Raw genomic sequence first — 25,075 nt, 5'->3', positions numbered from 1 at the left:
GCGCTGCTGGTGCTGGAACGCCTTCGCACCGACCGCACGGGAGAGTTCTGATGTCCATGCTACGACTCGACGGCGTGACCGTCCGCTTCGGCGAGAGGTCCGGGTGCGCGGCCGCCGCGCCGTGCTGTCGGGGTCCCGCCGTCAGCGGCCGAGGGAGAGGCCCTTGGCCGGGATCACGCCGGGGGGCACCAGGCCGAGCAGGCCCTTGTTGCCCTTGTTGTCCGCGGGGTGCAGGTTGCGGTCGAGCTTGTTGTCCATGGCCATGTCCGCCGCCCTGCCCACCTGCTGCGGCAGTTGCGAGTTCATCACCTCGTCCGCACTGCGGACGACCGGGCCGCCCGCGGGCACCAACTTGCCCACCTGCTCGGCGGGAACGGTCTGCCACGCCGTGACGGCGGTGTCGGCGGCCGACTCGACGACTCCGGTGGCCGCGGACGCGGTGCCGGCCCCGGCAGCCGCGACGAAAACACCGAGCGCGGCGGCACCGAGAACCCTGAGAGATCCTGGCTTCATATGAATTCTGTCCTCGCGACGAGGGAACGGGGATATGTGCAGCGGCACTGCAACCTAGCCACGAGAACGAGTGGGCCGCAATAGACGACACGGCCGGGACCAAATGAAGTCCCGGCCGTTCCCACGGTATTCGATTGTCCTGTGCGAGCGGCGAAAACCGCCGACGGACCACAGGTCAGGCGATTTTCGGCAGCGGCCTAACGGAACAGCCACTCGGCCTTCAGCTCGGCATAACCCGGCTTGATCACGTCGTTGATCATGGCCAGGCGTTCGTCGAATGGGATGAAGGCGCTCTTCATCGCATTGACGGTGAACCACTGCATGTCGTCGAGCGAATAGGCGAAGGCCTTGACCAGGTGCTCGAATTCACGGCTCATGCTGGTGCCGCTCATCAGACGATTATCGGTGTTCACCGTCAGCCGGAAGTGCAGCTTGCGCAGCAGGCCGATCGGGTGCTCCTCGTAGGAAGTCGCCGCCGCCGTCTGGAGATTGGAGGTCGGGCACATCTCCAGCGGAATGCGCTTGTCCCGCACGTACGAGGCCAGCCGGCCGAGCCGGGCGCTGCCGTCCTCGGCGATCTCGATGTCGTCGATGATGCGCACGCCGTGGCCGAGCCGGTCGGCGCCGCACCACTGCAGGGCCTGCCAGATCGACGGCAGGCCGAAGGCCTCACCGGCGTGGATCGTGAAGTGGTTGTTCTCGCGCTTGAGGTACTCGAAGGCGTCCAGGTGGCGGGTGGGAGGGAAGCCCGCCTCGGCACCGGCGATGTCGAAGCCGACGACGCCGGAGTCCCGGTAGCGGTTGGCCAGTTCGGCGATCTCCAGGGCGCGGGCGGCGTGCCGCATGGCGGTGAGCAGCGCGCCGACGCGGATGCGGTGGCCGTTGGCCCTGGCGCGCCGCTCGCCCTCGCGGAAGCCGTCGTTGACGGCCTCGACAACCTCTTCGAGGGTGAGCCCGGCCTCCAGGTGCTGCTCGGGGGCGTAGCGCACCTCGGCGTAGACGACCCCGTCCGCGGCGAGGTCCTCGGCGCACTCGGCGGCGACCCGGACCAGCGCCTCCCGGGTCTGCATCACGGCGCAGGTGTGTGCGAACGTCTCCAGGTAGCGCTCCAGCGAACCGGAGTCGGCGGCCTCCCGGAACCAGATGCCCAGCTTGTCCGGGTCCGTCTCGGGAAGCTTGTCGTAGCCCGTCGCGCGGGCGAGATCGACGACCGTGCCGGGGCGGAGCCCACCGTCGAGGTGGTCGTGGAGCAGCACCTTCGGCGCGCGGCGGATCTGCTCCGGGGTCGGCAGGGCGGTCGGTTGGGAGTGCGTCTCGCTCGTCATTTCGGCACTGTAGCCCCTACGCGCGTAGATGTCGGCGAACGATACGGAACGGTGACCCATCGGCCGGGTGGCCACCGCCCGACCTTCTGCCATCGTTGTCTGCCATGGCTCAGGAAGCGCTGTCGGGAGAACGGGCGGGGGCGCCCCGCCTCGGAAAACCGCTCGGCCCCGGAGGCAACGGGACCGCCGAGGACGCCGTGCACGCAGCGGCCCTGCTGCTGCCCGCGGGCCGGGCCGCCGGGGCGCGCCGCCCCTCGCCCCTCGCGCTCGCCGCGCAGCGGCCGTTGGCCCGCCGGCTGGCCCGGGCGGCCGGGGCCGACGGCCTCGTCACCCATGTCGTCCGCTACCGGCACCGGGGCTGGAACGGCGCCTCCGCGGACCCGGTCCACGACGTGGAGTGGGCGGCGGAGGAGATGACGCGGCGCTACGGGGACGTACCGGTGTGCCTGATCGGTACGGGCATGGGCGCCCGGGCCGCGCTGCGGGCGGCCGGGCACCCGGCCGTGACGGCGGTACTGGCGCTGGCGCCGTGGCTGCCGGAGCCGGAGGCGGTGCTGGACCCGGACCCGGTACGGCAGTTGTCCGGGCGGCGGGTGCTGCTGGTGCACGGCACCAACGACACACGGACGGACCCGGACCTGTCGTTCCGGCTGGCGGAGCGGGCGAAGAAGGTCAACCGCGACGTGTGCCGCTTCGAGGTCCACTCGGACGGCCACACGCTCGCCGAGCACCGCCCCGAAGTCCTGGCCCTGGCAGCCGACTTCGTCCGCGGCTCGCTCTTCGGCCACCCCTACGCCCGCCCGCTCACGGACGCGATGGCGGCTCCGCCGCCGCTGGGCTTGCGCATGCCGCTGGCCTCCGGCTTTGGGGAGAGTTTGCGGTACTGACCGTTGGATCGGCATCGCCGGGCACGTTGAGGGTGGTTGCTCGCCGTTGCGGCGGGAGGGAAAGGGGCTGCGCCCCTTTCGAACGCGCGGTACGAAGAGGGGCAGCCTCTTCCCGCCGCACAGGTTCCAAAGGGGCTCCGCCCCTTTGGCTCCTGCCGCAACGGCGAGCAACCACCGCGGCGCAGCCCGGCAGTGCCGAATATCCCGCAAGCTCGCGCAGCGTCACCGCGTCACCGGTGCAGCAACTGCCCCCTGCGCGACAGCAGGAACCGTTTGAACGCCGCAACCGGCGGCGTATCGGGGTGGCCGTCCAGCCAGGCCACCCCGATCTCGCGTACCGCGCGCGGGGCCGTGACCGTCAGTTCCACGATGCCGGGGCGGGGCACGGCCGGCGGCGGGAGGAGGGCGACGCCCAGCCCCGCGGCCACCAGGCCGCGCAGCGTCTCCGGGTCCTCCCCCTCGAACGCCACCTTCGGCGCGAAGCCGGCCTCCGCGCACAGCGCGTCCGTGATGCGCCGCAGCCCGTACCCCGGTTCCAGGGTGACGAAGAGCTCGGCCGACGCCTCCGCGAGGCGCACCCGCTTGCGGGCGGCCAGCCGGTGGTCGTCGGGGACGACGAGCCGCAGCTTCTGCTCGTCGAGCCGGCGCGCCACCAGGTCCGGCGCGTCCGGCACCGGCGAGGTCAGGCACAGGTCGAGCCCGCCGTCGCGGAGCCGTTCCAGCATGGCCTCGCCGTAGTTCTGCACGAGTTGGAAGCGCACCCGCGGGTGGTCGGCGCGGAAGGCGCGGATGAGTTCGGGTACGGTCTCGGAGCCCATCGTGTGCAGGAAGCCGAAGGCGATCTTGCCCGAGGCGGGGTCCGCGTCCTCGCGCAGGGTCTCGGCGGCGCGGTCGACCTCGTACAGGGCGCGCTCGACGGAGGCGAGGAAGGCGCGGCCCGCGGCGGTGAGCGAGACGGTGCGCCCGTGGCGGGCGAACAGCGCGACGCCCAGGTCGTGTTCGAGGCGGGCCATCGAGCGGCTGAGCGTGGACTGCGGCATGTCCAGCTGGTGCGCAGCGCGCGTCACGTGTTCCTGGCGGGCGACGGCGACGAACTGCGCGAGGCGCGGAGTGAGCGTCGCCGCCCACGAGTCGGCCTCGACGTCGACTGTTGCAGGGATGTCTTTTTCGTTGCTGCGCGGTGACAGGGACCGCGCTGACCTCGGCTCATGCAGCACAGCATCGATTATCGCCATTCTGTGCATTGGACGCATGAACTGCAGGGTGCAATGTTTGAGACATGCCTCCTGCAGATACCGGGGCATCCGTCGCCATCGTGCGTCCGGATGCCTCCGCTTCGCCGTCCCCCGCCGCCTCCACCGACACCCGGCTGACCCCCGGCGGGGCCGGCTACCGCCGGATGAGCTTCTCGCTCTTCGCCGCGGGTGTCGCCACGTTCGCCCTCCTCTACTCCACGCAGGCGCTGCTGCCCGCGATCTCCGACGACCTCGGGGTGACGCCGGATCAGGCGAGCTGGACCGTCTCCGCCGCGACCGGCGGACTGGCCGTCGCCGTCGTCCCGCTCAGCGCGCTCTCCGAGCGCTTCGGGCGGCGCACGATGATGACCGCGGCGCTGTGCGTCGCCGCGCTGGTGGCGCTGCTGGTGCCGCTGGCGCCGGGCCTGGGGTGGCTGGTCGCGCTGCGTGCCGTGCAGGGCGCGGCGCTGGCCGGGGTGCCGGCGTCGGCGATGGCGTACCTGGCGGAGGAGGTACGGCCGAAGGCGCTGGTCGGTGCGATCGGGCTGTTCGTGGCCGGCAATGCGATCGGCGGCATGACCGGCCGCATCCTGGCCGGCTGGGTGACGCAGGTCTGGGGCTGGCGGGCGGGCCTGGCGGCCGTCGGTGTCCTGGCGGTGGTGTGCGCGCTGGCGTTCCGCGTCCTGGTGCCCCGGGCCCGGCACTTCACGCCGTCCCCGCTGTCGGTGCGCAACCTGGCCCGTACGCTCGGGACGCACCTGTCCGACCCGCTGCTGTGCCGGCTGTACGCGATCGGCGCGCTCTTCATGACCGTCTTCGGCGCGGTCTACACGGTGATCGGCTACCGCCTGGCGGCGGCGCCGTTCTCGCTGCCGCAGGGCGTCGTGGGCTCGATCTTCCTGGTCTATCTGGTCGGCACGGCCTCGTCGGCGGCGGCCGGCAAGCTGGTGGGCCGGCTGGGCCGGCGGGGTGCGCTGTACCTGGCGCTGGGCACGACGTCGCTGGGCCTGCTGCTGTCGCTGAGCGGCTCGCTGGCGGCGGTGCTGGCCGGACTGATCCTCATCACGGCCGGCTTCTTCGCGGGCCACGCGGTGGCGAGTTCGTCGGTGAGCCGCACGGCGAAGACGGGCCGCGCGCAGGCCTCGGCGCTGTACCAGACCGCGTACTACGCGGGCAGTTCGGTGGGCGGAGCCGTCGGCGCCGCCGCGTTCGGGGTGGCCGGGTGGGACGGCACCGTGGTGCTGGGTCTGCTGGCGATGGTGGCGGCCGCGGCCGTCACTCTGTACGCGACCCGAAAGGCGCTCGTGGAGCGCCGGTTGACGGTGCGGGCGTAAGAAAGCCCGAAGGGCCCGTCCCACCACCTGTCCGGTGGGGGCGGGCCCTTCGTCGTATGCGGTACCGCGCCCCGAAAGGGGCGCGGGGAACTGCGCGATCGGCCACATGCGGCCCGCAGCCGAAAACCCCCGCGCCCCCAGCGGGAGCGGCTAGGCGATCCGCCCCAGCACGATCGGGTTCGGCGTGAACGCCGTGCCCGCGGCGGCGATCTCCACGCCACCGTCCAGCGCGGCGAGCGCGTAGTCGAACTTCTCCGGCGTGTCCGTGTGCAGCGTCATCAGCGGCTGCCCCGCCACGACGGAGTCGCCCGGCTTGGCGTGCATCTCGATGCCCGCGCCGGCCTGCACCGGGTCCTCCTTGCGGGCGCGGCCCGCGCCCAGGCGCCAGGCCGAGACGCCCACCGCGTAGGCGTCCAGCTTGGTGAGGACGCCCGTCGACTCCGCCTTCACCACGTGCTGTTCCCGGGCCACCGGAAGAACGGCGTCCGGGTCGCCGCCCTGGGCGATGATCATGCGGCGCCAGTGGTCCATCGCGGAGCCGTCGGCCAGGGCCTTGGCCGGGTCGGCGTCCTTCACGCCCGCCGCGTCGAGCATCTCGCGCGCCAGGGCGAGGGTCAGCTCGACGACGTCCGCCGGGCCGCCGCCCGCCAGGACCTCCACCGACTCGCGGACCTCGAGCGCGTTGCCCGCGGTGAGGCCGAGCGGGGTGGACATGTCGGTGAGCAGCGCGACCGTCTTGACGCCGTGGTCGGTGCCCAGGCCCACCATCGTGGAGGCGAGCTCGCGCGCGTCCTCCAGGTTCTTCATGAAGGCGCCGGAGCCGACCTTCACGTCCAGGACCAGCGAGCCGGTGCCCTCGGCGATCTTCTTCGACATGATCGAGCTGGCGATCAGCGGGATCGCCTCGACCGTGCCGGTCACGTCGCGCAGCGCGTACAGCTTCTTGTCCGCAGGCGCCAGGCCGTCGCCCGCGGCGCAGATGACGGAGCCCACGTTGCGCAGGACGTCCATCATCTCGTCGTTGGAGAGCAGCGCGCGCCAGCCGGGGATGGACTCCAGCTTGTCGAGCGTGCCGCCGGTGTGGCCGAGGCCGCGGCCGGACAGCTGCGGGACGGCCGCGCCGCACGCGGCGACGAGCGGGGCCAGCGGCAGGGTGATCTTGTCGCCGACGCCGCCGGTCGAGTGCTTGTCGGCGGTGGGCAGCGGCAGCGAGGAGAAGTCCATGCGCTCGCCGCTCTTGATCATCGCGGCGGTCCAGCGGGCGATCTCGGCACGGTCCATGCCGTTGAGCAGGATGGCCATGGCGAGGGCGGACATCTGCTCGTCGGCGACCTCACCGCGCGTGTACGCGTCGATGACCCAGTCGATCTGCTCGTCGGTCAGTCGACCGCGGTCGCGCTTGGCGCGGATCACGGAAATGGCGTCCATCAGCACATTTTCCTTAAGTTTGTGCGTCCTCAGTCTTCCCGGGGCCGGAAAGTGACCCGGACGGGCTGAACATCAGCCCGTCCGGCGCTTGAGGACATCTTCAACGATTCAGGTCGGAGGGCCCAAACGCGTCCGGCAGCAGCTCCGACAGCGGGCGGATGCCCGTCGTCGTGTCCACGGCCAGCTCCGGCCCGCCGTGCTCCCACAGCAGCTGGCGGCAACGGCCGCACGGCATCAGCACGTTGCCGTGCCGGTCGCAGCAGGTGAAGGCGGTCAGGCGGCCACCGCCGGAGGCGACGAGCGAGGAAACCATTCCGCACTCGGCGCACAGCGCCACGCCGTACGCGGCGTTCTCCACGTTGCACCCGGTGACGACACGGCCGTCGTCGACCAGGCCCGCGGCCCCCACGGGGAAGCCCGAGTACGGGGCGTAGGCCCGGGACATGGCGTCCCGGGCCTGCGCACGCAGGGCCTCCCAGTCGAGCGGGAGGGACTCTGCGGGAGAGGTCACTTGCCCTCTCCCTTCCGGTACGGCTTGCCGTTGGCCTTCGGCATCCGCAACCGCTGCGCGGAGACGGACAGCACCAGCAGCGTCGCCACGTACGGGGTGGCGTCGACGAACTCCAGCGGCACGGTCTTGGTCAGCGCGTACCAGACGGCCAGCGCCACCGCGATGCCCGCGCTGATCAGCGCCGGCTTCTGCTTGCCCTGCTTGAGCCGCAGCGCGGCCAGGCCGACCAGCAGCACCGCCAGGAGCAGCAGCAGCGCGTGGACGGTCGGGCCGCCGGAGCGCAGCTGGAGGCTGTCCATGAAGCCGAACAGGCCCGCGCCCATGGCGACGCCGCCCGGACGCCAGTTGCCGAAGATCATCGTGGCGAGACCGATGTAGCCGCGTCCGCCCGTCTGGCCGTCGGAGTACATGTGCGTGCCGACGGCGAGGAACGCACCGCCCAGGCCCGCGAGGGCACCGGAGACGATGACGGCCGCGTACTTGTACACGTAGACGTTGACGCCGAGGGACTCGGCGGCCACCGGGCTCTCGCCGCAGGACCGCAGGCGCAGGCCGAAGCCCGTGCGCCACAGCACGAAGAACGTGCCGACGAACAGCGCGGCGGCGACGATCGTCAGCCAGGACACCCCGTCGACGAGGCTGTCGAGCATGCCCGCAAGGTCGGAGACGAGGAACCAGTGGTGCTTCTCGACCGACGTCAGCCAGTCGGACAGGCCGGGGATGGAGAAGTTCCCCATGTTCGGCATGGGCGGCGACTGCTTGTCGTTGCCGCCGGCCTGCTGCGCCGCGCTGCCCTCCGCGCCGAAGAGCGTCTTGGCGGCGTACTGGGTGATGCCGAGGGCCAGGATGTTCATGGCCACACCGGAGATGATGTGGTCCACGCCGAAGGTGACGGTGGCGAGGGCGTGCACGAGGCCGCCGAGGGCGCCGCCGACGACACCGGCGAGGGCCGCGGCCCAGGGGCCGTGCTGCCAGCCCATCCAGCCGGCGCAGAAGGTGCCGAGCATCATCATGCCTTCGAGGCCGATGTTGACGACACCGGACCGCTCGGCCCACAGGCCGCCGAGGCCCGCGAGTCCGATCGGCACGGCCGCGCCGAGCGCGCCGCTGAACTGGCCCGCGGAGGTGAGGTCCGTGGCGCCGGTGATCACGCGCAGCGCCGAGAGCAGCACCAGGCCGCCGGCGACGATCAGCAGGACGACGGGGTAGGAGAGCTTGCGCTTCCCGCCGTCGTTGTTCTTGCCCCGCAGCCCCTTGGCGAGCGCGGCGGTGAAGGTCGTACTCACGCGGATACCTCCGCCTTGTCGCTCTTGCGGGCCTGGGCGGCGAGCTCCTCGCCGACCTTCCGCTGCTGGGCCTTGAGTCCGTACCGGCGGACGAGCTCGTATGCGATGACGACGCACAGGACGATGACGCCCTGGATCACGCCGACGATCTCCTGCGCATAGCCCTCGAACTCCAGCTGGGTGCCGGTGCGCTCGAGGAAGCCCCAGAGCAGGGCGGCGAGCGCCATGCCGACGGGGTTGTTGCGGCCGAGCAGGGCGATGGCGATGCCGGTGAAGCCGATGCCGGTGGGGAAGTCGGTGCCGTAGTTGTACGAGACGCCGAGCAGGGTCGGCATGCCGACGAGGCCGGCGAGGGCACCGGAGATCAGCATGGAGGTGACCACCATGCGCTTGACGCTCACGCCGCTGGCCTGGGCCGCGGTCTCGGACCGGCCGACGGTGCGCAGGTCGAAGCCGAAGCGGGTGCGGTTGAGGAGGAACCAGTAGGCGACGCCGGCGAGGGCGGCGACCACCACGAAGCCGTAGATCGGCTTGGTCTGGGTCGGGATCTCGAAGAAGTGCGCGGAGTCCGGCAGGTAGGGCGTGTGGATCAGGTTGCCCTCCTTCTTCGCCAGCCTGCCGTCCTGCAGGAAGTAGCCGATGACCGAGGCGCCGATGGCGTTCAGCATGATCGTGCTGATGACCTCGTTGACGCCGCGGCTGGTCTTCAGCAGACCGGCGATGCCCGCCCAGAGCGCGCCGACCGCCATCGCCACGATGATGATCAGCGGGATCTCGATGATGCCCGGCAGCGTCAGCGCGCCGCCGACGACGGCGGCGAAGAAGGCCGCGATGCGGTACTGGCCGTCGACGCCGATGTTGAAGAGGTTCATCCGGAAGCCGACGGCCACCGCCAGCGCCGAAAGGTAGTACGGCGTCGCCTTGTTGATGATCCAGACCTGGCTGTCGGCCTTCGAGCCGAAGTCGATCATCACCTGGTAGGCGTGGAACGGGTCCTTGCCGGTGACGCCGATGATGATCGAGGTGATGGCCAGGGCGGCCACGATCGCCAGGACCGGGGCGGCGAGGCCCAGGATCAGCCTGTTCTTGTCGATCTTCTTCACTTCGTCACCGCCTCCGCTTCTTCTTGTTCTTCTTGGACTTGTTCCGGTTGTTCGCGGGCCTCTTGGCCTGCGCGGACGTGCCGGTCTTCCGGGGCTTCGGGGCCGCGTTCGCTGCCTTCGCCGTCTTCGCCGTCTTCGGGGCGTCGGCCTCCGGCTCCGCGGACGCTCCTCGCTCCGGCGGCTTCGGCTTCCCTCCGGACTTCTTCCGCCCGGAAGGCTTCTCGTGGTGTTCGAGGTGGCCGCTGGCGGCGCCGGTCATGGCGGAGCCGAGCTCCTCCGGGGTGATCGTGGCGGGGTCGGCGTCGGCGACCAGGCGGCCACGGAACATCACCCGCAGGGTGTCGGAGAGCCCGATGAGCTCGTCCAGGTCCGCCGAGATCAGCAGCACGGCCAGGCCCTCGTGGCGCGCCTCGCGGATCTGGTCCCAGATCTGCGCCTGCGCACCGACGTCCACGCCCCGGGTGGGGTGGGCGGCGATGAGGAGCTTGGGCAGGTGGCTCATCTCGCGGCCGACGATCAGCTTCTGCTGGTTGCCGCCGGACAGCGAGGCCGCGGTGACGTCGATGCCGGGGGTGCGCACGTCGAACTCGCGCACGATGCGCTCGGTGTCGGCGCGCGCCGCCTTGGTGTCGATCAGGCCGTGCTTGCTGTTGGGCCGCTCGGTGACGTGGCCGAGGATGCGGTTCTCCCACAGCGGGGCCTCCAGCAGCAGGCCGTGGCGGTGGCGGTCCTCGGGGATGTACCCGATGCCGTCCTCGCGGCGCTTGCGCGTGGGGGCCTTGGTGATGTCCTCGCCGTCCAGGATCACGGTGCCCGCGTCCGGGGAGCGCATGCCCATGATGGCCTCGACGAGCTCGGCCTGGCCGTTCCCCTCGACGCCCGCGAGGCCGAGGACCTCGCCCTTGTGGATGGTGAAGGTGATGCCGTCGAGCACTGCGCGCACGACGCCGTCGGAGTCGGTGGCCGACAGGTGCAGTCCGTCGACCGCCAGCATCGGGATGTCGGTGACCGTGGACTCGCGGGTCTCCGGCGAGGGCAGTTCCTCGCCGACCATCAGCTCGGCGAGCTGCTTGGGCGTCGTCTGGCTCGGGATCGCGGTGCCGACGGTGGTGCCGCGCCGGATGACGGTGATGTCGTCGGCGACGGAGAGCACCTCGCCCAGCTTGTGCGAGATGAAGATGACCGTCAGGCCCTCGGACTTGAGCTCGCGCAGGTTGTCGAAGAGCGCGTCGACCTCCTGGGGGACCAGGACCGCGGTGGGCTCGTCGAGGATCAGCGTGCGCGCGCCGCGGTAGAGGACCTTGAGGATCTCCACGCGCTGGCGGTCGGCGACGCCGAGGTCCTCGACGAGGACGTCGGGGCGCACGCCGAGGCCGTAGGCGTCGGAGATCTCCTTGATCTTCGCGCGGGCCTTGCCGCCGATGCCGTGCAGCTTCTCGGCGCCCAGGACGACGTTCTCCAGGACGGTGAGGTTGTCGGCGAGCATGAAGTGCTGGTGCACCATGCCGATGCCGCGCGCGATGGCGTCGGCGGGGCTGTGCAGGGTGACCTGTTCGCCGCCGAGCGTGATGGTGCCCTCGTCCGGCTTCTGCATGCCGTAGAGGATCTTCATCAGGGTGGACTTGCCGGCGCCGTTCTCGCCGCAGAGGGCGTGGACGGTGCCGCGGCGGACGGTCAGGTGGATGTCGTGGTTGGCCACGACGCCGGGGAACCTCTTGGTGATTCCCGCGAGTTCCACCGCGGGGGCGGTACTGCTGGATTCTTCGGTGGACGCTTTGATGGCGCACTCTCCTCTGGGGAAAGGAGCGGAGGGCAGGACAGGCGAACGTACGTTATACGGGCCAACTGGACGCTACGCGCGTAGCGTTGACCCGTATGCGCGGGCCCGGCGGGAATGTTCCCCCGCCGGGCCCGCAGTGTCCATGGACCGGGTGAAACCGGTCCTCAGATCACGGAGAGGTGCGGACCGTGATCTGGCCGTCCACGATCTTCTTCTTCGCGGCCTCGATCTTGTCCTTGATGTCGTCGATGAAGCCGCCGGAGGTGGCCAGCGAAACGCCGTCGTCCTTCAGCAGGTACTTGTGCTCGCCGGTGAGCGGCTTGCCGTCCTTGACGCTCTTGACGAGGTCGTAGACCGCGACGTCCACGTTCTTCACCACGGAGGTGAGGATGGAGCTCTTGTACTGCTCCAGGCCCGGCTGCTGGTACTGGTCGGAGTCGACGCCGATCGCCCAGGCACCCTTCTGGCCGGCGACGGCCTCGATCGAACCGTTGCCGGAGAGACCGGCGGCGGTGTAGATCACGTCGATGCCCGAGTCGAGCATGCCCTTGGCCTTGTCCTTGGCGGCCGCCGGGTCGTTGAAGCCCTTGTCGTTGTTCGGGTACAGGTACTGCGAGGTGACCTGGACGCTGGAGTCCGTGTCCTTCACACCCTGCTCGAAGCCCGCCTGGAACTTCTGGATCAGCGCGTTGTTCACACCGCCGATGAAGCCGACCTTGTGGTTCTTCGACTTCAGCGCGGCGGCGACGCCCGCGAGGTAGGAGCCCTCGTGCTCGCCGAAGGTGATGCTGTCGACGTTGCTGCCGGGGACGACCGAGTCGACGATGCCGAAGGTCGTCTTGGGGTAGTCCTTGGCAACCTTCTCGATCGACTTCGCGTAGTTGAAGCCCACGCCGATGACCGGGTTGTAGCCCGCCTCGGCGAGGGAGTTCAGCCGCTGCTCGCGGTCGGCCTCGGTCTCGCCGTTCTTGGCGGTCATCATCTTGTTGTCGATGCCCAGGTCCTTCTTCGCCTTGTCCACGCCACGGGCGGCGGACTCGTTGAAGGAGTGGTCGTCACGGCCGCCGACGTCGAAGGCGAGGCCCACGCCCTTGCCCGAGCCACCGCTGGACTCGGTCGAGGAAGAGCCACAGGCCGAAAGAGTGAATGCGAGAGCCGCGGTACTGATGCCCGCGACAGTGATGGTGGATACCCGGCGCACAGAGGGCCCCTTCACTACGAAGCGCCTCCATTGGCGCTGGTTCGCGGGAATCGTAACGCGCGTAGATGCAGATAAAAGGGGTGCAGGCAAGCCGTTATCGATTCGTCGCGAACACTTCCCGACGCGAATGCTCACATTCGGTTGCCATCGAGCAAAGCTGCGGCGGTGAAGAGCTCCACCCCCACCTCGATCGCGCCCTCGTCCACATCGAAATCACCGCAATGCAGGTCACGGCGGGTCGTATCCCCCACTGGGCGGACACCCAGTCGGGCCATCGCGCCGGGGACGTGCTCCAGGTACCAGGAGAAGTCCTCGCCGCCCAGGCTCTGCTCGGTGTCCTCCACCGCATAACGGCCGCGGCGCGCCGTCATGGCGCGCCGCAGCAGGCCGGTGACCTCCGGATCGTTCATGACGGGGGGCACCCCGCGGACGTAGCTGATCTCCGACTTGGCGCGGTGCATCCCGGCGACCTCGTCGACGGCGGCGTGCACCGCGTCCGGCGCGTCCCGCCAGGCCTGGATGTCCAGGCAGCGGACCGTGCCGGAGAGCCGTGCGTCCTGCGGGATGACGTTGCACGTGTGGCCCGCCTCCAGGCGGCCCCAGGTGACGGCGAGACCCGAGCGGGTGTCGACACGGCGGGCGAGCAGGGCCGGCACGTCGGTGGCGACCCGGGCGGCGGCGGTCACCAGGTCGGTGGTGAGGTGCGGGCGGGCGGTGTGGCCGCCGGGGCCGCTGAGGGTGACCTCCAGGCGGTCGCAGGCGGAGGTGATCGGCCCGATCCGCAGCCCGATCCGGCCCACTTCGACCTTGGGGTCGCAGTGCACCGCGAGGATCCGGCCCACCCCGTCCAGCGCCCCGGACTCGATGGCGTCGAGCGCGCCGCCCGGCAGCACCTCCTCGGCCGGCTGGAAGACCAGCCGGACCGGGTGCGGCAGCAGCCCCTGCTCCGCGAGCTCCGCGAGGACCAGCCCGGCGCCGAGCACGACGGTGGTGTGCACGTCGTGGCCGCAGGCGTGCGCCATCGCGGGGACGGTCGAGCGGTAGGGGACGGTCTTGGTGTCCGGGATGGGCAGCGCGTCGAGGTCGGCGCGCAGTGCCAGGACGGGGCGGCCGGAGGCGGCGTACGAGGCGCTGTCCCGGCCGATGTCGCAGATGAGCCCGGTGCCGGTGGTGAGCGTGCGCGGTCTGAGGCCTGCTTTCTCGAGCCGCTCCCGTACTGCCGCGGTGGTACGGAACTCGCGGTTGCCCAGTTCGGGGTGCATGTGCAAGTCCCGGCGGAAGGCGATCAGTTCGGCGCGCAGCCCCGGGGGCAGCGCGCCGGGCAGATCGCCCTGGGCAGTGTCGGGGTCGGCTTCGCAGGGCATCAGATGATTCACCCTTGGAAGATTAGAGCCCCGAATGGGGCAACTACCCATCGATCAAGAAAAGTTCAGCCGCATGGATGGGTTTGCCGAGGGGTATGACCCGTATTTACGGCGTACCTTCGGCGACACACCGCGCGGGTACGGGCATCCGCGGCAGTCGGTGTACTTCGCGGGCCGTGCCGGTGACCCCGGAGAGGAAGCCCTCCGCGCGCGGCGAGGCGTGCTCGGTGAGCCAGTCGGGGTCGATGTCGCACACGGCCACGGTGACGCCGGTGCCGGCGAGGGCCAGCGGCAGGGTGTGCACCACGGTGGAGGGGAAGCTGAGCACGGTGCGCCCTATGGGGCCGCGGCGGGCGATCAGTTCGAGCGGCAGCTCCGGGCGGACGATCTCCAGGCCGAGGCCGGTGGCTATCCGGCGCAGCTTGTCGGTGCTCTCGCGGCGGTGGGCGAAGTAGCGGGTGGCGCCGTGGGCCTCGGCCAGGGCGGCGACGGCGGCCAGGTAGCGCTCGGGGTCCACCACACCGGTCTCGACCAGATTGGTGCCCACGAGGTCCGTGGTGCGGGTGAGGCGGGGCGGGCCGAAAGAGGCGCGGGTCCAGGCGAAGTCGTTGGCGGTGACGGTCACGCCGGGCGGGGCCTCGACGGGCATGGAGGTGAAGATCTCCACGCTCCGGCGGTCGTTCGGGGTGAGCCTCCGGCGCGCTGAAGCGGAGACCGGCGCGAAGACGAGATCACGCGCCCCGCGTTCACCCCTGCGGTGCCACCTCACCAGCCGTTCCCCGCGGGCGAGTTGGGAGACGAACTCCATCGTGGCCGTGCCGTCGTCCACCACCACCAGCTCCCGGGCCCGGGTGATGGTCAGCAGCAGCTGCACGTAGCGGGAGAACGGGTCGCCGATGACGATGCGGTGCGCCCGGCGCAGCGGTCCGGCCAGCGAGCCGACGGTCTGCACGGGCGCCGCGGGGCCGCCCCGGGCCTCGGTCCACTGCACCCGGTGCCCCTGGTCGCGGGCCAGTTCGGCCATGCGGCGCAGCTGGCCGCGGGTCATGGGGTCGTGCGGGGCGAGCACGACGACCAGCAGGTCGAGCGCGTCGAGCGGCTCGTCCGGCTCGCCGGGTTCCGGGGGCTCCGTCTCGACGTCCCGGGGGCCGGGCTGGCGGGGCACGCCGTCGGCGGTTTGTCGGGTCTGCCCGGCCTGCCGCGACGGGCGGCGGGACGCGCCGAGGTGCGCCCATTCGAGGACGTTGAGCAGCTGGACGGGGCTCTCGACGAAGGCCAGCGTGCGGGCCGGGCCCTGCTCGCTCCGTGGGCCCCGGAGACGGCGGACGGGAGTGGCCGCCGCCTCCGGGGAGGGGCCGGCAGAGGGCCCCGCGGGAGAGGTCACCGTGGCGCGCCCGTCAGACGGCGACGGGCTCGCGGTCGCCGCCCTCGGCGACGACGCCCGTCACCCGGCGCAGCTTGCGCATCGGACCGAGCTCGCTGTCGTACACCCGCTTCACGCCGTCGCCCAGCGACTCCTCGACCACCCGGATGTCGCGCACCAGCCGCTGCAGGCCGCCCGGTTCGACGGAGGCCGCCTGGTCGGAGCCCCACATGGCGCGGTCGAGGGTGATGTGCCGCTCGACGAAGGCGGCGCCGAGGGCGACCGCGGCGAGGGTGGTCTGCAGGCCCGTCTCATGACCGGAGTAGCCGATGGGGACGTTGGGGTACTCGGCCTGGAGGGTGTGGATGACGCGCAGGTTGAGCTCGGCGGCCTTGGCCGGGTAGGTCGAGGTGGCGTGGCAGAGCACGATGTTGTCGCTGCCGAGGACCTCGACGGCGTGCCGGATCTGCTTCGGGGTGGACATGCCGGTCGACAGGATCACGGTGCGGCCGGTGGCGCGCAGGGTGCGCAGGAGTTCGTCGTCGGTGAGCGAGGCGGAGGCGACCTTGTGGGCGGGCAGGTCGAACTTCTCCAGGAAGGCGACGGACTCGGTGTCCCAGGGCGAGGCGAACCAGGCGATGCCGCGCTCGCGGCAGTACGAGTCGATCCTGCGGTACTCGTCCTCGCCGAACTCCACCCGGTGGCGGTAGTCGATGTACGTCATCCGGCCCCACGGCGTGTCCCGCTCCAGGGCCCACTGGTCGCGCGGGGTGCAGACCTCGGGGGTGCGCTTCTGGAACTTCACCGCGTCGCAGCCGGCGTCGGCGGCGGCGTCGATGAGGGCGAACGCCGTGTCCAGGTCGCCGTTGTGGTTGATGCCGATCTCGCCGGTGACGTAGACGGGGTGGCCGGGGCCGACGGGCTTCTGGCCGAGGAGACGGGTCCGTGCTGCGGTGCTGGCGGGGCTCATGGTGAGGCGGTTCCTTAAGGGGAAGGGGGCTGTGGTCAGAGTTCGGGGCCTAGGGGGTGTCTGGTGGGCCAGTGCGGGTCCTGCGGCGTCTGGTGCGGTGCATCGCAAGGCGGAGCATCACCCGCGTACTGGGCGTACTCGGGTGATGCGACAACGCAGCGAGGTGCCGTACCAGGCGCCGCAGGACCCGTGCTGGCTCACCAGGCACCCCCTAGGAGCCATGAGGCGATCTCCCGGACGGCACCGCTGCCGCCGGGGGCGGAGGTCACCGCGCGGGCCGCCGCCCGTACGGAGCCGTGGGCGTCCGCCACGGCGACGGGCCAGCCGACGAGGCCGAAGCAGGGCAGGTCGTTGACGTCGTTGCCGACGTAGAGCACCCGGTCGGGGGCGATGCCGCGCTCCTCGCACCACTGCTTGAGGGCGTGGTCCTTGTGCTCGCTGCCGTGCACGACGGGGATGCCGAGCTTGCGGCCGCGGGCGGCGACGACGGGATTGGTCTCGGTGGAGAGGATCAGCAGGGCCAGCCCGGCGCGGCGCAGGGCGGCGACGCCGAGCCCGTCGCCGCGGTGGACGGCGACGAGTTCGCGCCCGTCGGCGTCGATGAGGACGCGGTCGTCGGTCTGGGTGCCGTCGAAGTCGAGGACGACGGCGTCGATGTCGTCCAGGGCGGGCCTGCTGTTGCCGGTGCCGAGCAGGGGTGCGAGGACGCGGGCGCGGTCGAGGTCGTGCGGCTCGTCGATCTCCAACACCCGTGCGGCGTCGGTGCGTACGAGCTCGGTGCGGCCGAAGAAGCGGTGCCGGGCGGTGCGGAAGCCGGCGGCGCGCATCGCGTAGGCGGCGCCGGTCTCCAGCCAGTCCTGCGGGCGGTCCTGGCGGCGCGGGCGGTGGGACTTGTCGTGGTTGACCCCGTGCGTGTCGTCGGGCCGGGCGGCGGTGCGGGCGCCGCCCTGGACGGGCACGGCGGGCCCGTCCGGGGCCGCGCGCCACACGAATCCGTGGAAGGGGGCCACGGCGAGCGCGCTGTCGGCGCCCTGTTCGACGACCGCGGAGGCGACCGCGTCGACGTCCTCCCCGGTGAGGAACGGGCTCGTGCACTGCACCAGCAGGACCGTGTCCACCGCCGTGCCGTGCGCGGACTCGTACGCGTCCATCGCGTGCAGCACCGCCGCCTCGCTGGTGGCGGTGTCGCCCGCGATCGCGTCCGGGCGCCGGACCACTTCCGCGCCCGCCTCCCGGGCCGCGGCCGCGATGGCCGGGTCGTCGGTGGAGACGACGACGTCGGTGACCAGGCGTGCCGCGCGGCAGGCCCGGACCGCGCGGACGACCAGGGGCACGCCGCCGACCGGGGCGAGGTTCTTGGCGGGCACCCCCTTGGAACCGCCGCGTGCGGGGACGACGGCCAGGACGGCGAGCATGGTGCGCTCCTCGGAGGGGTTCGGGGTCGGTGTCACAGCTCCCCCAGCCGCCGGATGACGGGGGCCACGCGCTGCACCCCGTGCCGGTAGGCGCCGCGGGCCGCGTCGCGCAGGGCGTTGCGGCCGGCGCGGCGCAGGGCGCTCTCCGGCCGCTCGGGGGCGGTGCGGCCGGTCAGGGGGCGGCCGCCGGGGTCGAAGCCGTGGCGGGCGAGGATGCCGGGGAGGTAGCCGGGGGCGGTGCGGGCCGTGTAGTAGGGGGCGAGTGGCGGGAGTCGGTGCCGCGCGCACAGGTGGGCGACCCGTTCGCGCGCGGTGGCGAAGGCCTGCTCGTAGGGGACGCCCACGGTGACGCCCTGGCGGGCCGTCCATTCCGGGTCGGGTGCGGGCAGCAGGCCGGCGTCGAGTTCGTCCCAGGAGGCGAGGCAGCCGGAGCCGAGGAAGTGGTGGTTGCCGAGGGGTTCGCGGATGCCGAGGTCGGTGAGGACGGCCGTGGGGATCGCCCGGTGCAGGGACTCCAGGGCGGCGGTGGAGCTGACGGTGACGAGGAGGTCGGCGCGGTCCAGGACGTCGCCCATGTGCCCGTACGCGAGGCGGAGGTTGGGGGGCGGTCCGCCCTTCAGCCGGGCGGCCAGCTTCTGGTACGGGTGTTCCTCGATGTGTGTGGTGTGCTCTCCGGGCTTGCTGCGCAGTTTGACGAGGACCTCGCGGTCCGGGTGCAGCCGGGCGTGCCCGGCGGCCCGCTCCAGCAGGTACATCCGGTCGGCGCGGCTCTCCGGCACCGAGGGCTGGGCGGCGAACACCACGGTGTACGGGCGGACTTGGCACCCGGCCTCGTAGGACTCGCCCCCGAGGAACGGCAGGGCGCACTCGGTGACGCTCTCCGCGTCGGCGCCCGCACCGGCGTACACGGCGCGGAAGCGCTCCGCGTCGTGCCGGGAGTTGGCCAGGACCACGTCCGCGCCGTGCCGCAACAGCAGCCCGTCGGCGAGCTTTTCGTACACGACCCCGACGTAGCCGGTGACCACGACGGGGCGCCGGGCCACGCCGTCCCACGCATGCCCGAGCCCGTGCAGCATGGCCTGGACGGCTCCGCCGACGCACGCGAGGACGATCACGTCGTAGCGGTCCGGGTGCGCCGCGCGGACGAACTCCGTGCCCGTGACCTCGCGCAACGCGGCCGCGTCGGCGCCGACTTCGGCGAGCTGCCGCACCGTGGGCGTCGCGCGCCCCCGCAGCAGGAACCCGTCCGGCCGGGCGCCGGGCACGAGCCGGTGCGCGGTGAGTGCTCCCCATTTCCATCGCGTGTCGGAGTCCGCGAGCACGGCGACCCGCGGCGGGGATTCGGTACGTGTGGGCACGTCGCCGACGATAGGAATTCATTCCGCTTCGTTGCCCAACGCAGGCACAACAACCGGTAAACAGCACAACGACGATCGGCGAATCGGTTGACGCGCAGGCCCGGTTCATCATTCCGACCCGCTTCGTTCACCTTCGCTTCCGGCCGCGGTCAGAGTAAATGCCGGAGCGCCGCCTACCGTGCCGTGAGTGGTCAAGCTCTCCGTCATCGTGCCGTTCTTCAACGTGCAGACTTACGCTCCGGACGCGCTGCGCAGCCTGCGTGCGAACGCACGCGACGACTTCGAATTCATTCTCGTCGACGACTGTTCGACCGACGGGACGCCGGGCATTCTGGAGCGGGCGGTACGCGAGCTGCCGGGCGCGGTGCTCGTGCGCCACGAGCGGAACGGCGGCCTCGCCACCGCCCGCAACACGGGCCTGGACCACGCCCGCGGCACATATCTGACCTTCCTGGACGGCGACGACTGGCTGGCGCCCGGCTACTACCCGCAACTGCTCTCCGCGATCGAGGCGTTGGACGTCGACTTCGTGCGCACCGACCACGTCCAGTGCACCGGACCCGTCCGCACCGTGCACCGCGTGCCGATCGGCCGCCGCGGGGTCGCGCTCCGGCCGCGCGACGCGATACTCCCCGCCGACCGCTCGACGTCCGTCGACTACGCCTACGCCTGGGCCGGCATCTACCACCGCCGCCTGCTGGACGCGGGGCTGCTGCACTTCAAGCACGGCCTGCGCACCGCCGAGGACCGCCCCTGGATCTGGCGGCTGCACCGCGAGTCGCAGTCGTTCGCGGTGGCCGGACTGCTGGGCGTGTTCTACCGGCGCGGAATCGCCTCGTCCCTCACACAGATCGGCGACGTACGCCAGCTCGATTTCATTCGCGCTTTCGACCAGGTCATCGACGAGACCTCCCGCGATCCCGCCGCGGAAAAACTCCTGCCCAAGGCCGTGCGGACGTATTGCGCCATCATTTCCCACCACCTCGGCAGCATCGAACGATTCGAACCGGCCGTGGCCAAGGCCTTGCGCTCGATGAGTGCAGCAGCCATGAAACGCATGCCGCAGGATCTCCTCAAGGACGCCCTGAATTCCATGGACGACGACCGCGCAGCCCGCCTGCGCCGCCTCCGCCGCCGCCCGGCCCCCGCGGAGGTGGCCGCCTGATGGCAGGCCGTACCCAACTGCTCCTCGCCTCCACGCTCTACGGAGCCGCCACGCTGGCGGCCGCGGTGGACGCCGGCATGCTCGCACCGGCCGACCGCCGCCTGCTGGTGGTCTCCAACACCGCTGCCGTACCCGAGACGACCCCCTCCCTGGAAGAGGCCCCCGGCTTCGAGCGGCTGCGCACCCGCTTCGACGCCGTCGTGTCCTGGAACGAGACGATCAGCCCCTTCCACCCCACCGGTTGGTCGCCGCGCCCCGACGACACCCCTCTCTGGGAGCGCCACCTGCGGCTGCTGTGGGGGCTCGGCACCGACGAGGTGACGATCGTCCTGGAGTCCCTCCAGGTCAACCCGGCCATGGCGGTGGCCCAGATGTTCCCCGGCGCCCCGCTCGAGGTCTACGCCGACGGTCTGATGAGCTACGGCCCCACGCGCAGCAAACTCGACCCGCTCATCGGCACCCGGGTCCGCCGCCTGCTCCACCTGGACCTGGTGCCCGGGCTGAAGCCGCTGCTGCTCACGGAGTTCGGCGTCGAGCCGGAGACCGTCCCCGGCGAGGTCTTCGCCAAGGTGCTGGCCGAACTCGCCGACGCGGCCGGCCTGCCGGACGACGCCCCCGAGGGCGCGGCCCTGCTGCTCGGCCAGTACCTGTCGGCGCTCGACATCCTCACCCCCGAGGAGGAGGAGCGGCTGCACGTGCGGATGCTGCGCGGCGCGGTGCGCCGCGGGCACCGGACCGTGATCTTCAAGCCCCACCCCTCGGCGCCCGCCCGCTGGTCGCGGCTGCTGGAGGAGGAGGCGGACCGGCTCGGCGCGCGCCTGACCGTGCTGGACGTTCCCGTCCTGGCCGAGGCGGTGTACCAGCGGCTGCGGCCCGCGCTGGTCGTCGCCTGCTTCTCGACGGCGCTGATCACCGCGCGGACCTTCTACGGCCTGCCGGTCGCCCGGTCGGGCACCGAGATGCTGCTGGAGCGGCTCACGCCGTACCAGAACAGCAACCGGGTGCCGGTGACGGTCGTCGACGCACTGCTGCCGGACGTGGACGACGAGACGGCGGCCCAGGACGAGACGTTCCGAGACAAGACGGTCCCGGACGCCGGGGACCTCAACGGGCTGCTGGCCGCGGTCGGTTACTCCATGCAGCCGCAGATCCTCCCCGACCTCCGCCCCGCCGCCGAACGCTACCTCGCGGCGCACCTGACCCCCCGCACCCGGCGCTACTTCAAACGGCGCCGCCTCACGTCGCTGGGCCTGCCCGGCGCGGTCCCCTCCTCGCTCTCCTTCCTGCCGCGCAATCCGACGCTCCGGCGCATGGCACGCCGCGCCCGGGCCGTGAAGCGGCGGCTGACCAAGAAGACGGCGGTGCCCTCCTCATGACAGCCCCCACCGTGCCCGGCCCCCGCCTCACCGAGGCCCCGGCCGCAGGTGCACAGCACGGCAGCGGCGCGGCGGGCCGGCTGCGCGCCCTGGACGGCCTGCGGCTCGTCGCCGCGCTCATGGTCGCGCTGTACCACTACGGCGGCCGGGACGGCGAGATCAGCCAGGCGTGGGGCAGGTCGCCGCGCCACGAATTCCCGCACCTGTCGGGCGCGTTCGCCTACGGCTGTCTCGGGGTGCAGATCTTCTTCGTCATCAGCGGCTTCGTCATCTGCATGAGCGGCTGGGGCCGCCCGCTGCGCTCCTTCTTCGCCTCCCGCGTCGCCCGGCTGTACCCCGCGTACTGGGTGGCCATCGCGCTGGTGACGCTCGCGTTCGCGCTGCCGTGGGTGACGTACAAGACGGTCTCGCCCAGCGACACGCTGGTGAACCTGACCATGCTGCAACAGCCGGTCGGCGCCACGCGGGTGCTCGGCGTGTGCTGGACGCTCTGGGCCGAGCTGCGCTTCTACGCGCTCTTCGCCCTGTGCGTCGTCCTGCCCGGGGCCACGCGCCACCGGGTCGTGCTCTTCTGCGCCGGGTGGACCCTGGCGACGGTGATCACCACGGCCTCCCATCTGGAGGTGCTGCGCGTGGTGTTCATGCCGGAGTACTCGGCGTACTTCATCGGCGGCATCGGCCTCTACCTGGTCCACCGCTTCGGGCACGACGCGCTGGCCTGGGGCATCGTCGCGATGAGCTTCCTGATCGGGCAGCACTACGCGGTGGCGGGGCTGTGGCACCCGCCGAACCCGCACTACTTCTCGTACCGTTCGGCCTACGTGATCATCGCGGTGCTGGCGCTCGGCTACGCGGCCGTGGCACTGATCGCCCTGGGCAAGGTGACCTGGGCGAACTGGAGCTGGCTGCCCTTCGCGGGCGCGCTGACCTATCCGTTCTACCTGGTGCACGAGCACCTGGGGTGGGTGGTGATCGGCGCACTGCACCGCAGGCTCGGCCTGCCCTCGGCGGCGGTGTTCGTGCTGACGATCGGGCTGATGCTGGTACTGGCGTGGCTGATGCACCGGGTGGTGGAGAGGCGGCTGACACCGGTGCTGCGGAGGGCACTTGAGGGGCGCAGCACCTAGTCGCGCCCCGTCAGGGGCGCGGGGCTGTTACATCATGCGGCTCCGCCGCGTGGGCGCGACCAGCCCCCACCGGCCCGCAGCCGAAGAACCGCCCTACAACAGGGTCGCCTCAATACCCGCTATGACGGCACTCAACCCGGCCTCGAACCCGGCCTCAAGGTCACCGAAAAGCTCCTCTCCCGCCTCGAACGACAGCGGATACCCCCCGTCCAGCCGCTCCGCCCGGTGCGCGGGCTCGAAGGCCGGGTCCCGCGGGCCGCCCGGCACGGGATGGACGGACTGCTCCTCCATCACGTACCCCATGGTGTACGTCTGCATCGTGAACCAGGCGCGGGCGGCGGCGTGCGTCGAGAAGCCCGCGCCGACGAGGGTGCTCAGGGCGCCCTCCAGCGGACCGGCGTACGTGCCGTCGGTGAAGCGGGTACCGCCGAACACCTTGGCGCCGTCGCGGTAGTGGAGCAGGTAGCGCCGCATCTCGCGGGCGGCGACGGCCATGCACTCCTGCCAGGTGCCGCCGCCACCGGAGCGGAGGGGCCCGGCCATGCGGCGCATCATCTCCGTCGCCACCTCGTCCAGCAGCTCCTGCTTGTTCTTGAAGTGCCAGTAGAGGGCGGGTGCCTGGACGTCGAGCTCCTTGGCGATCCGGCGCAGGGTGAGGCCTTCGAGACCCACCTCGTTCAGCAACCGGAGGGCGGTGTCGGCCACTTGGGCCCGGTCGATTCGCGTTGCCACCTTGACAGCTTAACGCTGTTCAGTTCAGTCTGGTAGTGCAGTGAACTTAACATCGTTAAGGGGGGTCTTCCGTGGACACGAACGTCGACGTACTGATCGCCGGAGCCGGCCCGACCGGCCTGGTCCTGGCCATCGACCTGGCGCGGCGCGGCATCCGGTACCGGCTGGTGGAGCGCGCCGAGCGCGGCTTCCCGGGCTCGCGCGGGATGGGCATCCAGCCGCGCACGCAGGAGGTGTTCGACGACCTGGGGGTGATCGGGGCCGTTGCGGCCGCGGGCGGGCCGTGCCCGCCGGTGCAGGTCTGGGAGGACGGGGAGCGGGTGCGCACGTGGGATCTGGTGGAACGGGCCGACACCTCGCCGGCCGTCCCGTACCCCGAGATCCTGATGGTGCCGCAGTGGCGGACGGTGGAGGAGCTGTGCGCACGGCTCGAAGAGCTGGGCGGCACGGTCGACTTCAGCACGGAGCTGACGGAGTTCGCGCAGGACGCGGCCGGCGTCACGGCAGTGCTGCGCGGCGCCGACGGCTCGACGGAGACGGTCCGCGCGGCGTATCTCGTCGGCACCGACGGCGGCCGCAGCACCGTGCGCAGAATGCTGGGCACGGCCTTCACCGGCAACCGGATAGACGAGACCGCCACGGTGATCGCCGACCTGGTGCTGGAGGGCGAACTCGACCGCGATCACTGGCACATGTGGCCCAAGGCGGAGGGCGGGTTCCTCGCCCTGCGGGGCCTGGAGGGCACGGAGGCGTTCCAGACCATCGTCCGGTTCAAGGACCCGTCCTATGAGCCCGACCTGGCGCGCGACGCCACGCCGCAGGCCCTGACCCGCACCATCGCCCGCCGCACCGGCCTGGCGGACCTGCGGGTGACCGAGGTGCGCTGGTCGTCGGTCTACCGGCCGCGGGCCGCCATGGCGGAGCACTTCCGCACCGGCCGCGTCTTCCTCGCGGGGGACGCCGCCCACATCCACTCCCCCGCGGGCGGCCAGGGCCTCAACACCAGTGTCCAGGACGCGTACAACCTGGGCTGGAAGCTGGCCGCCGTGCTGCGGGGAGCCGCGCCGGACGCGCTGCTCGACACGTACGACGACGAGCGGGGCCGGGTGGCGGCGGACGTCCTGGGCCTGAGCACACGCCAGCACATCAAGGACCGCTCCTCGACCGTGAACGGCTTCAGCCGCCGCGGCCCCGAGACGCACCAACTGCACCTGAACTACCGGGAGAGCGGGCTGAGCCGGGAGCACCGCGACGCCGTCCCGGAGGGCGCCCTCCACGCCGGCGACCGCGCCCCGGACGCCCCCTGCCGGGACGCCTCCGGCGAGGTGTTCCGCCTCTTCGACGCCTTCAGGGGGCCGCACTTCACGCTGCTGGACCTGACGGGTGCCGGGGGGACCGAGGTGACAGAGGTGACCGGGGCCCGCACCTACCGCATAGGCGGCCCGTCCCCGGACCTCCTGGACCCGGAGGGGCACGCCAAGGCGGCGTACGGTTCGGGGTTGTTCCTGGTCCGGCCGGACGGGTATGTCGCGGTGGCGACGGACGAGTTGGGGGATGTGACGGGGTACCTGGCGCAGGTCGCGGGGTAGTGCCCCTAAGGGG

Annotated in this window: 21 protein-coding genes; 6 read left to right on the top strand and 15 right to left on the bottom strand. The window is 71.6% G+C overall.

What is annotated here, in order from left to right; genetic code table 11:
- Nucleotides 1–141: 141 nt before the first annotated feature.
- Nucleotides 142–513: a hypothetical protein gene (locus tag ACWD4B_RS16025; RefSeq protein WP_336416168.1), complete on the bottom strand. Its 372-nt coding sequence runs from the start codon at nt 511–513 to the stop codon at nt 142–144.
- A gap of 197 nt (nt 514–710) precedes the next feature.
- On the bottom strand, nt 711–1,838 hold the full coding sequence (locus ACWD4B_RS16020) for an adenosine deaminase (protein WP_451421300.1): 1,128 nt from the start codon (nt 1,836–1,838) through the stop codon (nt 711–713).
- Between the two features lie 104 nt (nt 1,839–1,942).
- On the opposite strand from ACWD4B_RS16020, the gene ACWD4B_RS16015 reads away from it, so the two are divergent.
- On the top strand, nt 1,943–2,725 hold the full coding sequence (locus ACWD4B_RS16015) for an alpha/beta hydrolase (protein ID WP_451421299.1): 783 nt from the start codon (nt 1,943–1,945) through the stop codon (nt 2,723–2,725).
- Nucleotides 2,726–2,955: 230 nt separating this feature from the next.
- Here ACWD4B_RS16015 and ACWD4B_RS16010 read toward each other — a convergent pair whose 3' ends face one another.
- Entirely contained in the window at nt 2,956–3,942 is a 987-nt protein-coding gene (locus ACWD4B_RS16010; RefSeq protein WP_451421304.1) for a LysR substrate-binding domain-containing protein, read from the bottom strand.
- Nucleotides 3,943–4,004: 62 nt separating this feature from the next.
- Between ACWD4B_RS16010 and ACWD4B_RS16005 the strand changes: the two genes are divergently transcribed.
- On the top strand, nt 4,005–5,294 hold the full coding sequence (locus ACWD4B_RS16005; protein ID WP_451421298.1) for an MFS transporter: 1,290 nt from the start codon (nt 4,005–4,007) through the stop codon (nt 5,292–5,294).
- A 150-nt stretch (nt 5,295–5,444) separates the two neighbouring features.
- Here the strand turns inward: ACWD4B_RS16005 and ACWD4B_RS16000 are convergent, their stop codons facing one another.
- The 11 genes from ACWD4B_RS16000 to ACWD4B_RS15950 all read right to left on the bottom strand — a co-directional run bounded on the left by ACWD4B_RS16000 (nt 5,445) and on the right by ACWD4B_RS15950 (nt 19,073).
- Entirely contained in the window at nt 5,445–6,728 is a 1,284-nt protein-coding gene (locus ACWD4B_RS16000; RefSeq protein ID WP_451421297.1) for a thymidine phosphorylase, read from the bottom strand.
- A gap of 94 nt (nt 6,729–6,822) precedes the next feature.
- Entirely contained in the window at nt 6,823–7,233 is a 411-nt protein-coding gene (locus ACWD4B_RS15995) for a cytidine deaminase (protein WP_451421296.1), read from the bottom strand.
- The gene (locus ACWD4B_RS15990; protein ID WP_451421295.1) at nt 7,230–8,519 is read right to left on the bottom strand and encodes an ABC transporter permease; all 1,290 of its coding nucleotides are present in this window, start codon (nt 8,517–8,519) and stop codon (nt 7,230–7,232) included. Before ACWD4B_RS15990 ends, ACWD4B_RS15995 begins: the two co-directional genes overlap by 4 nt.
- Nucleotides 8,516–9,622, bottom strand: a complete 1,107-nt coding sequence (locus tag ACWD4B_RS15985; protein WP_336416161.1) for an ABC transporter permease — start codon at nt 9,620–9,622, stop codon at nt 8,516–8,518. Before ACWD4B_RS15985 ends, ACWD4B_RS15990 begins: the two co-directional genes overlap by 4 nt.
- A 4-nt stretch (nt 9,623–9,626) precedes the next feature.
- Nucleotides 9,627–11,360 carry an ABC transporter ATP-binding protein gene (locus ACWD4B_RS15980; RefSeq protein ID WP_451421294.1) on the bottom strand — a complete coding sequence of 578 codons (1,734 nt, stop codon included), beginning with the start codon at nt 11,358–11,360 and terminating at the stop codon, nt 9,627–9,629.
- A gap of 211 nt (nt 11,361–11,571) precedes the next feature.
- Complete coding sequence (locus tag ACWD4B_RS15975) at nt 11,572–12,603, bottom strand: BMP family lipoprotein (RefSeq protein WP_451421293.1); 1,032 nt, start codon at nt 12,601–12,603, stop codon at nt 11,572–11,574.
- Nucleotides 12,604–12,734: 131 nt separating this feature from the next.
- Nucleotides 12,735–13,967, bottom strand: coding sequence for an amidohydrolase (locus ACWD4B_RS15970; protein ID WP_451421303.1), 1,233 nt, complete (start codon nt 13,965–13,967; stop codon nt 12,735–12,737).
- Nucleotides 13,968–14,073: 106 nt separating this feature from the next.
- Nucleotides 14,074–15,351, bottom strand: coding sequence for a hypothetical protein (locus ACWD4B_RS15965; RefSeq protein ID WP_451421292.1), 1,278 nt, complete (start codon nt 15,349–15,351; stop codon nt 14,074–14,076).
- 13 nt (nt 15,352–15,364) lie between these two features.
- Nucleotides 15,365–16,300 carry an N-acetylneuraminate synthase family protein gene (locus tag ACWD4B_RS15960; protein ID WP_451421291.1) on the bottom strand — a complete coding sequence of 312 codons (936 nt, stop codon included), beginning with the start codon at nt 16,298–16,300 and terminating at the stop codon, nt 15,365–15,367.
- 197 nt (nt 16,301–16,497) lie between these two features.
- A complete protein-coding gene (locus ACWD4B_RS15955; protein WP_451421302.1) occupies nt 16,498–17,715 on the bottom strand; it encodes a cytidylyltransferase domain-containing protein in 1,218 nt (405 codons plus the stop codon).
- A 32-nt stretch (nt 17,716–17,747) separates the two neighbouring features.
- A complete protein-coding gene (locus tag ACWD4B_RS15950; protein ID WP_451421290.1) occupies nt 17,748–19,073 on the bottom strand; it encodes a DUF6716 putative glycosyltransferase in 1,326 nt (441 codons plus the stop codon).
- Nucleotides 19,074–19,260: 187 nt separating this feature from the next.
- Between ACWD4B_RS15950 and ACWD4B_RS15945 the strand changes: the two genes are divergently transcribed.
- Genes ACWD4B_RS15945 through ACWD4B_RS15935 form a run of 3 tightly spaced genes read left to right on the top strand, consistent with a single transcriptional unit; the run spans nt 19,261 to nt 22,741 of the window.
- The gene (locus tag ACWD4B_RS15945; RefSeq protein ID WP_451421289.1) at nt 19,261–20,238 is read left to right on the top strand and encodes a glycosyltransferase family 2 protein; all 978 of its coding nucleotides are present in this window, start codon (nt 19,261–19,263) and stop codon (nt 20,236–20,238) included.
- Nucleotides 20,238–21,614 (top strand): polysialyltransferase family glycosyltransferase, encoded by a 1,377-nt coding sequence (locus ACWD4B_RS15940; RefSeq protein ID WP_451421288.1) that lies wholly within the window; start codon nt 20,238–20,240, stop codon nt 21,612–21,614. The genes ACWD4B_RS15945 and ACWD4B_RS15940 overlap by 1 nt, the downstream gene beginning before the upstream one ends.
- Nucleotides 21,611–22,741 (top strand): acyltransferase family protein, encoded by a 1,131-nt coding sequence (locus ACWD4B_RS15935; RefSeq protein WP_451421287.1) that lies wholly within the window; start codon nt 21,611–21,613, stop codon nt 22,739–22,741. Before ACWD4B_RS15940 ends, ACWD4B_RS15935 begins: the two co-directional genes overlap by 4 nt.
- Nucleotides 22,742–22,834: 93 nt before the next feature.
- Here ACWD4B_RS15935 and ACWD4B_RS15930 read toward each other — a convergent pair whose 3' ends face one another.
- A complete protein-coding gene (locus ACWD4B_RS15930; protein WP_451421286.1) occupies nt 22,835–23,473 on the bottom strand; it encodes a TetR/AcrR family transcriptional regulator C-terminal domain-containing protein in 639 nt (212 codons plus the stop codon).
- 71 nt (nt 23,474–23,544) lie between these two features.
- On the opposite strand from ACWD4B_RS15930, the gene ACWD4B_RS15925 reads away from it, so the two are divergent.
- Entirely contained in the window at nt 23,545–25,062 is a 1,518-nt protein-coding gene (locus ACWD4B_RS15925) for an FAD-dependent monooxygenase (RefSeq protein ID WP_451421285.1), read from the top strand.
- Nucleotides 25,063–25,075 lie beyond the last annotated feature (13 nt).

The sequence above is a fragment of the Streptomyces sp. NPDC002536 genome (assembly GCF_053594995.1).
Note: the sequence above shows the minus strand (reverse complement) of the source record. Positions and strands in the feature narration are given on the sequence as shown.